We start from the raw sequence: 13,366 nt of genomic DNA on the forward strand, positions 1-13,366 counted from the left end.
GCGGGGCGAGCCAAGTGGCAGGCAACGCGAATGCGTTGCCTGAGAACTTTGCAGTGCAGAGAGCCGTCGGCAATCGCCGGCCGGCTCGTAGGTGAGAATTTACCGCTGAAGACTTACTAGTTTCGGCGGTCGCCATTGGTGGCGTTGGTGTTCAGGTCCCAGATCAGGTCCTGCAACGCGTAGTCGACGATCCAGTCGCGGCCGTCGTTGCCGTAGATCGTGTCCACGGCATTATCGCTGGTCACGGTTGTGGAGTTGATCTGGCCCGCGAGGTTGGTGATGCGAGTGGCAAACGGCTGGTTGGCAGCCCAGAGTGCCTGAATCGCCTGCAGACCCGACAGGTTATTGGCCTGAGCAAGGTTGCCGCCGATCAGGAGATCTTCGCCGCTGAAGCCATAAAGCTGATCGCGTCCGGCGCCACCGTTGAGCACATCGTTGCCGAAGCCGCCCCAGATGAAGTCGTCGTTGTCTCCACCGAGAATCACGTCGTCGCCATCATCCCCGTACAGGTAGTCGTTGCCGCTGTCGCCGAAGATGAAGTCGTTGCCGCCGCGGCCTGCGATGTAATCGAGACCTTCGCCACCACGAATCAAATCGTTGCCAGCACCACCGATGATGATGTCGTCGCCCGCATCGCCGTTGATGGTTGTCGGCTTGGTGAAGAGCGGATCGATCACGATCCGATCGCTGCCAGCAAAACCATTGATCAGCACGCGATCGAAAGCGCTGTTGTCGAAGTAGCGAATAATGCCGCTGAGCGGAACCAGCACGAGCGTGCGATCGCCGACGCGAGTCACCGTGATCGCGTCGATCTTCGCCGTGCCATTGATCACCAGCAAGCGGCCGCCAGGATTATCCGGATCGGGAACGATATCGACGAGCCCGGGAGTGTTGATGCTGCCGGAGACCGTGACCGTGAAGGTCCGAGTCACTGTGTTCACGCCGCCGTTGGCGGTGCCGCCGTCGTCGGTCACGGTCACGGTGATGACCGCCGTGCCTGACTGACCTGCGACGGGTGTGAAGTTCAGCGTGCCAGTTGCGTTCGGCGACGTGTAGGTCACCGTTGGATTTGCGATGAGCGCCGGATTGCTCGACGTCGCGGTAACGGTCAAACCCTGGGTCTCGCCGCCGCCGGCGGTGATGCCCGTGAGGCTGACCGTTTGAGCTCCGGCGTTCAGCGGCAGTGCAGCAGGATTGCTGATCGCTGCCAGCGTCGGTGCGTCGTTGACCGCGTTGACGGTCAGCACGAAGGTGTCCGACGTGGTCGTCGTGCCATCGCTGACGGTCACCGTGATCGTCGCCGTGCCTGACTGATTGCTGGCCGGTGCGATATTCAGCGTACGGTTGGCTCCGCTGCCGCCGAAGGTGAGATTCGCGTTTGGAACCAGCGTCGTATTGCTCGACGTCGCAGTGACGGTGAGGCTGGCCGCAGCCGTTTGCGCATCGCCGACCGTGAAGGCGATGCCGTTCAGCGGCGTGTCTTCGCTAGTCGTCTGATTGGCGATGTCGGAGATCGTCGGCGGCGTGTTGTTGCCGGCAGTGTCATTGTCGGTGTTGGTGACCGAAACATCGGCAGCGTTCAGGCCGCTGTAGTTCACATCGGTGCTGGTCGCCGCACCGGTCACGATCAAGTAGGCGATGTTGCCATCGACAAGCGCGTCGTCGACACCAGTGATGGTGATCGTCTGCGGTACGTTCCAGTTGGCCGGAGTGAAGGTAACACTCGCCGCCGAAACGGTTCCTTCGGTCGTGTCGTTGCTGCTGAGCGGAATGGTGACATTCGAGGTCGGCTGCGAGTTGAGCACGATCGTGAAAGTGGCCGTGCCACCGGCTTCGGTCGTGGTGAGCCCGGCAGTCGGGGTCACGGTGATCCCCGCCGCTGGAGTTGCGACTTCGTTATCGTAGTTTGTCAGCGAGACATCAGTTGGGTTGACGCCGGTGTAGCTCGCATCGGTGCTCACGGCTGCGCCTGTGACGATCGAGTAGGCCACGTTGCCGTCGACGAGGGCATCGTCGACGCCAGTGACGATCACCAGCTGCGGAATGTTCCAGTTCGCCGAGGTGAAGGTCACGTTCGTTACGGTGATAGTTCCCTCAGTCGTGTCACTGCTCGACAGCGGGATCGTGACATCGGCAGTGGGTTGCTTGGTGAGCACGATCATGAAGGCAGCCACGCCGCCAGCTTCGGTTGTGCTCAAACCCGTCGACGGGGTCACGGTGATTCCGCCAGGAATCGGCGCCTCGTTGTCGTTGTTGGTTACCGTCACATCTGCGGCATTGAAGCCGTTGTAGCTCGGATCGGTGCTGGTGGCCGGGCCGGTGACGATCGTATAGACGATCGGACCGTCGACAAGCGCGTCATCGGCACCGGTAACGGTGACCGTTTGAGCCACGTTCCAGTTGGCTGGAGTGAACGTCACGCTACCTGGCCCGACGGTTCCTTCGGTAAGATCGCTGCTGCTGAGAGCAATCGTGACGTTCGCGGTCGGCTGCGAGGTGAGCACGATCGTAAACGTGGCGGTTCCGCCGGCTTCGGTCGTGATCAGGCCGCTGGTCGGAGTGACGGTGATTCCCACCACTTCGGCAACGTCGGTCAGATTGATGGTGATCGTGTTGCTGGCCGACAAGTTGCCGGCGTCGGTCACGCTGACCGTCAGGCTGAAGGTCGGAATGGCTTCGAAGTTGAGCGCCGTGCTATTGGCCACCGTGATGGCGCCGGTGCTGGCGTTGATTGCAAACGCGCCACCCGTGTTGCCGCCCGTGATGGCGAATGTGCGGGTATCACCGGCGTCGACATCGTTGGCGAGCACCGTTCCCACGGCAGTATTGTTCGCAGAGTTTTCGGCAACGGAGAAGGTCTGCGGAGCAATCGTGGGAGCTTCGTTGACGTTCGTCAGATTGACCGTGATCGTGTTGCTGGTCGACAGGTTACCAGCGTCGGTCACGCTGACCGTCAGGCTGAATGATGGAGTCCCTTCGAAGTTGAGTGCGGCGCTATTAGCCACCGTGATGGCGCCGGTCGTCGCGTTGATCGCAAACGCACCACCCGTGTTGCCGCCTGTGATGGCAAACGTCCGCGTGTCGCCCGCGTCCACATCGGCAGCGACCACCGTACCAACAGCAGTAGTGTTGGCCGAGTTCTCAGCGACGGAGAAGGTCTGCGGAGCAATCGTGGGAGCTTCGTTGACGTTCGTCAGATTGACCGTGATCGTGTTGCTGGCCGACAAGTTGCCCGCGTCAGTCACGCTGACCGTCAGGGTGTAAGTCGGAGTTCCTTCGAAGTTCAACAACGAACCATTGGCCACCGTAATGGCGCCGGTGCTGGAGTTGATCGCAAACGCACCGCCGGTGTTGCCATCGGTGATGGCAAAGGTCCGAGTATCGCCAACATCCACGTCGGCAGCCACCACCGTTCCCACGGCAGTGTTGTTGGCCGAGTTTTCGGCAACGGTGAAGGTCTGCGGAGCAATCGTGGGAGCTTCGTTGGCGTTGACCACCGTAACGAGCAGCGACTGGCTGTCGGTCAGACCAGTGGCGCTCGGCACGCCACTGTCTTGGGCCGTGACGGTCACTTCATAGACGTTGTCGCCGTTGGTGTCCGTTGGGCTTTCGAAGTTGGGAGCCGTGATGAACGTCAGGACGCCATCGGGAGTAATGTTGAACTTGGCGGCGTCGAGACCGCTCAAGGTGTAGGTCACAAACTGCGTCGGCACTTGCGGGTCGACGATGGTGACGGTCGTCACAGCCGTTGCATTTTCAGTTGCCGTCGCAGTGCCGGTCGCGCCCGCTCCGTTGCTGGTGATTCGCGGCGGAGTGTTGCCGAACCGAAACGTCGAAGTCGCTTCATCGTCCTGAACCGGATTACCCGGCGTGCCATTGTTGGGCGTGGAATCGCTATCGGTTTGATCCGCAGCGGTCACTTGCGCGAAGTTAACGAGCTTGAAGGGAGCGCCAACGCTGAAGGCCTGGGCCGCGCTGGTCGCGGTTGGATTCCAGATCGTGTCGACCGAAACCCGATCCAAGCTGAACGACGATTCGCGAGCTGCGAAGTCGATGGTGTATTGGTCGGCATTGCCGGGCACCACAAACTCGAAGGCCCACGTGTCGCTGGCCCCCATGCCGCTGCCCGTGCGAGCGATCAACGCGTATTCGGTCGGCGAAACGGTGCCGTTGAGGAAGATGCTGTCCGGGTTCAGTTCGGTACCGCCGTTCTTGACTTGCACCAGAATGGTTGTGTAGCCGTTGGCATTGTTGCCAGCGACGCCGTCGATATTGTTCGGCACGACGATGCGCGGAGTAACAACTCCCGTCGGCGAGTAAATGTTACCGCCGCCGGTGACGAATGCGCCATCGGTTGCTGCTGTAGTATCGAACGCGTTAGCCGTGCCGCCTGGGTTGATCGGTGCCCAGCTATCGCCGGTGGATCCACCAAACGCTGGTCCGGGGAGAGTAGCTCCCGGTGCATTCGGTCCGCCAGTGGTCGCGAAGACTTCCCAGCCTTGGTAAGTGGCGTTCGGATTCGGGTTGGCCGCAGTCGGACGATCCCACGCGCCGTTGGCCGTGGTCGGGGCGATGAATCCACCGGCGAGGGCGGCGGAAACTTGATAGGTCAAGTTGATCGAACCGCCGGAAGGAATAACCAGGCCGGTCCACTGCACATCGTTGCCATTAACCACCGTTCCGCCGTTGCTGATCGCCGTTGGCGTGCCAAAGTAGGCAGGCACCACGTCGGAAACGCTCACGCCAGTCGCGGTGTTCGGGCCGGCATTGCTCACCGTGACGTTGTAGGTCGTCGGCGTATTGACCGTCAGGAACGTGGAACCCAGCGAAGCAGCGCTGTTATTGTTGTTGCGAATGCCGTGCAGGAAGGCGTTACCCGAGGTGTCGTTCTTGCCGGTCAGAGCAATCACGAGTTGGGTGTTCGAGCCGTTCGCCCAGTTCTTCACCAGGTTCGTTACGTCGAAATGGATCTGGCCGAAGTCTTTGACAACGGTCAGCGCGGCCGGGTCGGCTGCGAGGATGTTGTTGTTGTAGAAGTCGAGCCAATTGATTGGCCCGGTGGGGTTCGTATTGTCGGTGATGCTCGTGAACGGATCGGCGTTCACGGCATGGGCCGAAATCGTGAAGGGGTTACCTGGGCTGGCATCCGCGCCTTGGCCGCCCGGAATGCTCGTGACCGTCAGAATCGCGCGGTCAATCGTGCTGCCGAGGGCCGCGATCTGGGCAGGGCTAAACGAGATATAAACCGTCTCAGCGCCTGCTTGTCCGAATGGATTATCCGTCGACACGCGGAACGTCGCCCGGTTGAGGTCGCCTGGGTAGCCGCGAACAAGGTCGGTACCTTGGAAGAAGCCCGAAGTCATCACGTCTTCGAGCGGAGCCAGGGTATGCACATTGGCGCCCGTCTTGGTGATCGACAGGTCAATGATGGCGGGGCCATCGGTGACAGTGATCGTGAACACCTCTTCGAACGACGCTCCACCCTGGTCGGTGCTGCGAACTCGGATCGAATAAATGCTTTGCGTATCGAAGTCCAAGCTGGCTGTGGCCCGCAGCGTGTTGCCGCTGATGTTGAACGCGCCGTTGCCCGTACTGCCCGTGCCGGGTACGAGCGAATAGGTAAACGTGTTCCCGGTATCCGGATCGGTCGTCGTGAAGTTGCCGACCGTGGCGTTCGCGCCTGCGTTCTCGGCGATCGTATTCGACGACAGCGCGATGCCCGTCGGAGCTTCATTCACGTTGGTGACGTTCAGCGTGAACGTCGTCGTCGCGTCCGGCGTGCCGCCGACTGCCGGGTCATCGACGCGCACCGTCACGGTGTAGGACGGCTTGGCCTCGAAGTTGAGCGAAGTGCCCGCATTGAGGAATAGCTGATTGCCAACAATCGTAAAGGAAGTGGCATCGGTGCCCGCGAGCGTCAGGTTGTTCGTTCCGAGGTTGTCGTCGGTGACGCTGATCGTGCCCACCAAGAGGTTTGCTGGAATCGCCGTGTTCTCGGCAATGGTTGCCGGGTTGGGCGTAACGCTGACCGCCGTCGGAGCCAAGTTGCCGTCCGAGACGGTTACCGAACCATCGACATTGGCGTCGTTTGCGGCGGCAGTCGCTGCGGGAGCGATGGTCAAATCGTTCGTGTCGTTGTCGCTTGCACCCGCCGCGGTAATGTTGAGCGCCGAAGTACCAATGGGCGCCGCAGCCAGTGCATTCAAAGTCACGGTTGCCAGCAGGCCATCAAAGCCATTGGCGAGGCTAGGGCCTGATTCGCCGGCATACACCAGCCGGATCTGGCCGGGAACTCCGGTGTTGGTGCTGTTCGAGAACCCGAGCCCTTCGATGACCGAACCAGCGAGCGACACGCTGCCGAGGGTGAATCGAGTTGTGTCGTAAGTGAAATTGACGTCGAAGCCGGCCAGCGAAATTCCGGCCGGTTCGGTGACGTTGATCCGCACAGGCACTTGCAGCGTCGCGCCGGGCAACACCGAAAGACCGGTCGGAATGTAGATCCGTGGATCGGCGCCAGTTGTCGGCGTGAGCCCGGTTGGCAACGCAGGAATCTGCGGAAATCCGCCCGAACTACCCGAGATGAACCGCAACAGACCCGTTCCATCGCCCGTGGCCAGAGCGCCGTTGTCGTTCATATCGCCGGCGAGTGCGGGATCAACATTGTTGAGGATGGGGAAGCCGGTGGTGTTCAACGATCCGGAGATTGCCCGCAACAAAGCCGTCACATCGCCCGTGGTGATCGAGTTGCTGTTATTCAAATCACCTCGGTAGGCCGCAATCTGCACGCCGTCGTCACCGACCGACGGCAGGTCAGCCGTGCTGACGTCGGAAACATTGACGTTCGTCAGATTCAGAAAAGCCTTCGAGCCAAGCGGAGCCGTGTTCGGCACTGTTGCCGTCAGGTTCACAATCGTGAGGGCGCCCGCAGTGGAGGTAAACGCGGTGGCGCTGCTCAATGCCACTGTCACCTGTCCAGGGACACCGGTGTTGACCGAGATCGAGGCACCTGGAATCGGCGTGGTGCCGCCCGTGATCGTGAGTAGCGCGGGATCGTAGACGAGCGTGAAGCTTGCTCCAGCAACGTTGACGCCCGAGCTCAAAGTGATTGGAATGCCGTTCGTGCTGTTTGCCGGCAGGTTCACCGCCTGGCCAGCGCCACGGACGAAATCGCCCACGCCGACCGTGATGGTGCCCGCTTGCGGCGCGGCTACCGTAACGGTTGTCGAGAAGTTATCGCCAGGCGTGCCATCGGAATTGCCATCGAGTTGGGCACCGCCGACGAGAGCTACGAAACCGTTCGCTGCGCCGCTACGGAGCGTTACCGTGTAAGTGTCGGCTGCGAGCACACCACCCGTCTTGATGAATTTGAAGCCTTGATTGTCGGCATCCATCACCAGCGAGCCGGCCACTGCACCGGTGGTAGCGCCGACGATCGTGACGTCACGCGGTCCGAGAGCATTGTTCGAATCAAAGAGATTAATTTGTGCCGGATCAATCGGCTTGCTGAGTCGGACCGCAATGTGCGATGGGCCCGAGGTCACGCCAGAAACGAACAGCGTGGTGACCGCTCCCGCTTCGGTAACGGCAATCGTGAACACTTTGTCGAACGACAAGCCGCCCTGGTCGGTGCTACGGACGCGGACCGAATAGCTGTTCTGCGTAGCGAAGTTGAGGCTCGAGGTGGCTCGCAGTGTGTTGCCGCTGATGTTGAAGGCGGCGTTGCCCGTATCGTCCGTTCCGGTCACGAGCGAGTAAGTGAACGTGTTGCCGGTTTCGGGATCGACCGACGAGAAGGTGCCGACCGTAGCATTGGCTCCGGCGTTCTCGGCAACCGTCGCCGACGACAGCACGATGTCTGTCGGCGCTTCATTCACGTTGGCGACGGTGATGTTGAACAATTGGCTGTCGCCCAGGCCAGGCAGTAGCGTGCCGCCGGCACCTGGGCTTACCGGCACACCGTTGTCGCGGACGCTGACGAACACCTGGTAGATGTTGTCTCCATTGGTGTCCGTCGGGGCCTCGAAGTTGGGCGGCGTGATAAACGTCAGCACACCCGCAGGCGAAATGTTGAACTTGGCGGCATCGTCACCGCTAAGGCTATAGCTCAGATACTGCGTCGCATCGGCGTCAACGGCAGTGACGCTGGTGATCGCATTCGTGCTGTTTTCATTGAAAGAAACGCTGGCCGAGCTACCACCGCCATTGCTGGTGATCCGCGGTGGGGAATTGCCAAGCCGATAGACGGAAGTTGTTTCGTCGTCCTCGGCCACGTTGCCCGGCGTACCGTTGTTGGGAGTGGAATCGACATCCACTTGGTTCGCGGCCGTCACTTGGGCATAGTTGACGATCTTGAAGGGAGCTCCCACGCTGTAGGCTTGCGCGGCGGTGGTGGCAGTTGGATTCCAGATCGTATCGACGGCGACGCGGTCGAGGCTGAAGGACGATTGGAGCGAAGTGAAGTCCATGGTGTAGACGTCGGCATTGCCGGCTACCCGGAACTCGAAGGCCCACGTGTCACCCAGCGCCGAGCCGAAGCCCGGAGAAGCAGTTTCCAGACGCGAAGTGAGGGCGTATTCAGTCGGGGCAATCGTGCCGTTCAAGCGCACGCTATCTGGGTCGAGGGCGCTGCCCGTCGAATGGACTTGCAGCAAGATCGTGGTGTAACCGTTGGTGTTGTTGCCGGCAACGCCGTCGATGTTGTTCGGCACAACGATCCGTGGCGAAAGGGGCGCGGAGAACGAATAGATGTTGCCGCCGCTGGTTAGGAACGCGCCGCTAGTTGCAGCCGTGCTGTCGAAGACGTTGGCAGTGCCGCGCGCATTGACCGGATCCCAAGTCACGCCCATGCCGCCACCAAACGAGCCATCCAGACCCGGCAGAATGTTCGGTGGAACCGGAACGGTTTGCGGGGCATTCGGGCCCGCTGCGTCAGCGAAGTACTCCCAACCCTGGAAGGTGGCGTTGGGATTTGGATTGGCGGCAGTCGGGCGATCCCAAGCGCCGTTAGCGACACTAGGAGCCATGAACGAGCCTGGATAGGCTTCTGAAACTTGGTAGGTCAGGTTGACCGATCCGCCGGCAGGAATGGTCAGCCCCGCCCATTGCAGGTCGTTGCCATTAACAACGGTGCCGCCGTTGCTGATGTTGGTCGGCGTGCCAAAGTGAGCGGGCACAATGTCCGATACGCTCACGCCAGTAGCCGTATCCGGCCCGGCATTGTTGACGGTCACGATATACGTCGGCGGTGTGGTTACCGTGAGATACGTCGAGCCAATCGGCGTCGTCGTATCGCTGTTGTTCTTGATTCCCTGGAGGAATTCATGACCGGAAGTATCGTTCTTGCCAGTCAGGGCGATGACGAAGATGGTGTTCGTACCACTTGCCCAATTTTTCACCAGGTTGGTCACATCCAACCGGAGCGAACCTAAGTCTTTGGTGACTGTGACTGCGGCGGGGTCAGCAGAATTGATGTTGTTGTTGTAGAAGTCAAGCCAATTGATCGGCGCGGTGAGGTTCGTATCGTCTTTAATGCTCGTGAACGGGTTGGCATTGACGCTATGGGCCGAGATTTTGAAAGGATTCGCTGGGCTTGAGTCCAAGTTGAAGCCGCCGGCTACCGTTTCGACAGTCAGAATGGCTCGGTCAATCTGACTTCCCAGCCCGGCGATTGAGGCGGCGTCAAACGAGATGTAGACGGTTTCTGGTCCAGAAGCAGCATTCGAGACGCGGAGCGTGGGCCGGTTGCCTTCACCTGCGTATCCTCGGACCGTGTTGTCGCCCTGGAAGAACGCAGAAGTCATCACGTCTTCGAGAGGCGCGATGGTATGAATGTTCTCGCCGACCTTGGAGATCGACAGATCGACCGCCATCAGCGTCCGATTTTCCAGCAACTCCACCCGAGCCTGGCGCTTCTTGGCTTCGGCGCTGCGAGCCTTCAGCTTCCGCTTTTGATTCTTGCTGATCTTGCGAAGCCAAGCGGGTAGAGCGACAAACATGGAGCGATCTCCTTAGGAAACTGAAAGAAAGCGAGAATTTGGAAAGGCGTCCCAATCGGCGGGTCAAAAGCCGTGTCGTTTAAAAGCCTTCCGGTACCGCTCGGATTACGAACGCACCGAAGCCATGCCGTCCGTGGTGGGGCCGCTACTCAGGTGGATGGAAGCGGCTGCGCTTGCCATACCGAGGAGGATTGAAAGCAGTTAGCGACTGCGTGGCTGGAGGCGAAGCAAATTCGCCTCGTGGCGGAGCAGGCTGGTGGGATTGCGCTGGTGAGACTGAATCTCAGTGTCGGGACGAGTATAAGCACCCACACGGCAAGGTCAACCAGGAACCCCGCAAAAAACAGATAAGACCTGCAATTTCTCTCAATTAGAGAATACCCCGGCCTAACTAGGGCCGGCGAGTCTTCAATTTGCCCTCTTGGCGCAGCACTTCGTCGTTCAGATCTTTCAAACGCTGATCAGCTTTCACGGGGTCGCCTGGAGGAGGCGGGGGCGATCCGCAACCTACGCAAACACCAATCGAGAACAACAAGAAGAAAAGTCTCGCGAAAGCTCTACCAGTCATATTTCGCTACTTCCCCGCCGTTACGAGTCGCCAGCGCCCTAAAGGTGGGGCCGGCTGCATAGGGATTAGTACCGCTCAGCGGTGGCGGGACTGCTTCCGGAACAGCGTCGACGTTGACGTTTTCCGAAAGGAAGCGAACCGATCCATCGGCCAGGGCGAAATTGCATCCCACTGGATGGTCGCTCCGGAACGAACCCAGTCCGCTGGTGCGGATCGGATTTAAGACGTGCTGCTTGTGGTTGAGCTTGTTATAGGCCGAGCCATAACTGCTCGCCGGATAGCCGAATGGCCACGACGTTTCGCCCCCCGTCAATCCTGCGGTGGGATAGTCCTTCAACTGATAACCTTGCTCGCCAACAGCTAGCGTGTTGGACAGGCCATCAGTAACGTCTCGCAGGGCGATTTTCTCGGTAACCGCAAAGAAGCCATTAATCGGCGTCGTCGTGAATATGTCCCAGTTGTAGCTGCTGCCGACGCTGGCCACGTAACTGCTGTAAGCAGTAGAAGTTGCGCCAGGTGGCTTACGCATGGACGGGCAGAGATAAGACTTCAGTGGGAGCGAGCTGATGGGCAGGTTCGCAGGATCTGTCGGAGCTTTCGTCGGATCATATCGCCGAGCCATGCCCTCTTGTTCCAAATAAGGAAGCACGGAAGTGAACGGGCTGAACAGGGTCGTGCCCGGTTCTTGGTAGGGTATATAGCCCTTCGAGTCGTGGAAATTGTGAAGCGCTAGCGCAGTCTGCTTGAGATTATTGGCGCATTGAATGCGACGAGCAGCTTCGCGGGCAGCCTGCACGGCGGGCAACAGGAGCGCGACCAACGCCCCGATGATGGCGATCACCACCAGCAATTCGACGAGGGTGAATGCGTTTCGATGTCTCCGCATGACGGGTACCTGCTGATTCATAAATTGGATTGCTCCAAACTCGGAGTCCTCGATTTCAGGCACCGAAGAAGAGGGAGCAAAGCGACCGCTGGCTGGTTTTGGTAGGAGCAAACTGCGAGGAAGTTAGCTGGCGGAGTCAGCGGCTTGGGTGGTGAGATTGGTTCTCAGTACCAGCGAGTATACGGACCTGCGCGTCGTAGTCAAGCATCAGCACCTCGAAGCTCGGCAAGGTGCCGTTCACGCTGGCACTGATTTCGGGAGGGCGAGATACCGCTGAGCCGCGCCGGTTGAATGCAGTCGCCAGCGGCCTTCGCAATTCCACCTCGACGGCTCGGTGGGAGCCTCACACTCCCGTCGCTCGCCGCGACAGGTTGCTGGCGTGAACAGTTACTCGGCAATCGGCAAGAGAAGTGCGGACCGGAGTTATCCACGCGGGGGTGTGTGTCTATTAGATAGATGCCGGAGGTTGGGTGATGGCGTGACGCGCGAGGGGGTGATTGCTATGGGCCAGAGCGAGGTGCAGCGACCTGTTCAGGCGATTTTCGAGCCACCCGTTTTGGCTAGAATAAATCGCAATATTGGAACCCCCGATATTGCAGTGGATTTTCGGCGTAAGTCTTTCGGGTGAAATGTTTTACAGGGAATACAAAAAGTTGCGTTACCTGAAATATTCTGGGGGGTATGAAAGAGGGGTGTTCAGGTTATTCCAAAATTGCTGGCCACTCTACCGCGCAGCTCGAAGCCGAAGAGAGTGGTACAGCAGCGATTTGGTTGACATTCGCAGTGGGCGATACCCCAGTTGCAATCCGCCGCGGTTTGGGAGACCTTAATACGACCCTTCCCTGGTTTGCGGCCAGCCTTCCAATCCCTCGATTTAAATGAGTCTCATGAGCATTTCGAAGTTCGCCCTTCTTACGATCACGGCATTGGCCATGACGTTGCCAGCATTGGCGCTTGCAGCCGATTCGAAGGTTCCGACGACCAAGTCGACTGAGCACGGAATCGAAGCCCACACACCGGCGGTCACCAGCTTTGGCGCCGTCATCGCTGGGAATCAGCTCTACGTTTACGGCGGCAACATGGCCGGAGCTCACTCTTATTCCAATAGCGAGCAAGGCCGAAATCTCTATTCCGCAAATCTGAAGGGCGGAGCTTGGACCAAGGGCGAAGATGGCCCGCCGCTGCAAGGTTTGGCCTTGGTCGAACACAAAGGCAAGCTCTATCGCATCGGTGGCTTCACCGCGCAGAACGCCAAGGGTGAAGAACACAAACTGGAATCGCAGGCCGGGGTCGCCGCTTACGACATTGCTACGAAGAAGTGGACCGATCTCGCGCCGCTTCCCGAACCTCGCTCCAGCGCCGATGCTGCCGTCATTGGCGACACCATCTACGTCGTCGGCGGTTGGAATCTCAAGGGAGGCCGCAGCGGTGATTGGCACAAAACGGCTTGGAAACTCGACTTGACGCAAGCCAAGCCACAATGGCAATCGCTGCCCGAACCGCCCTTCCAACGGCGCGCTATCTCGGTCGCAGCTCACAACGGCAAGCTCTACGTCATCGGCGGGATGCAGCCGCCGGGCAGCCCCTCTCGGCGCACCGACGTGTTCGATCCTGCGACTGGCAAATGGACCGAAGGCCCAGAGCTCCTTGGCGAAGGCCAGATGACTGGCTTCGGCAACTCGTCGTTCGCAACCGGCGGCAAACTCTACGTCAGCACGATCAACGGAGATCTCGAACGTCTCTCGGAGGACGGCAAGCAATGGGAAATCATCGCCAAGATGCCGACGGCTCGCTTCTTCCACCGTATGCTGCCCGTCGATGACAAGCATTTGCTCGTCGTGGGTGGCGCCAACATGGCCGAAGGCAAATACGACCAGGTTGAGATCATTGCGATCCCCTAAGACCTCCAACTCAACT

The 13,366-nt window shown here is 59.6% G+C and carries 3 protein-coding genes; 1 reads left to right on the forward strand and 2 read right to left on the reverse strand.

Going from position 1 to position 13,366, the window contains the following annotated elements; all coding sequences use genetic code 11:
• Nucleotides 1-116: 116 nt before the first annotated feature.
• Both M9Q49_RS10965 and M9Q49_RS10970 read right to left on the reverse strand, forming a co-directional pair.
• On the reverse strand, nucleotides 117-9,995 hold the full coding sequence (locus M9Q49_RS10965; protein ID WP_254508784.1) for a cadherin domain-containing protein: 9,879 nt from the start codon (nucleotides 9,993-9,995) through the stop codon (nucleotides 117-119).
• A 557-nt stretch (nucleotides 9,996-10,552) separates the two neighbouring features.
• The gene (locus M9Q49_RS10970; RefSeq protein ID WP_254508785.1) at nucleotides 10,553-11,470 is read right to left on the reverse strand and encodes a DUF1559 domain-containing protein; all 918 of its coding nucleotides are present in this window, start codon (nucleotides 11,468-11,470) and stop codon (nucleotides 10,553-10,555) included.
• A gap of 866 nt (nucleotides 11,471-12,336) precedes the next feature.
• On the opposite strand from M9Q49_RS10970, the gene M9Q49_RS10975 reads away from it, so the two are divergent.
• The gene (locus tag M9Q49_RS10975; protein ID WP_254508786.1) at nucleotides 12,337-13,350 is read left to right on the forward strand and encodes a Kelch repeat-containing protein; all 1,014 of its coding nucleotides are present in this window, start codon (nucleotides 12,337-12,339) and stop codon (nucleotides 13,348-13,350) included.
• The last annotated feature ends 16 nt before the right edge of the window (nucleotides 13,351-13,366 follow it).

Source organism: Anatilimnocola floriformis (assembly GCF_024256385.1).
Taxonomy (GTDB): Bacteria; Planctomycetota; Planctomycetia; order Pirellulales; family Pirellulaceae; genus Anatilimnocola; species Anatilimnocola floriformis.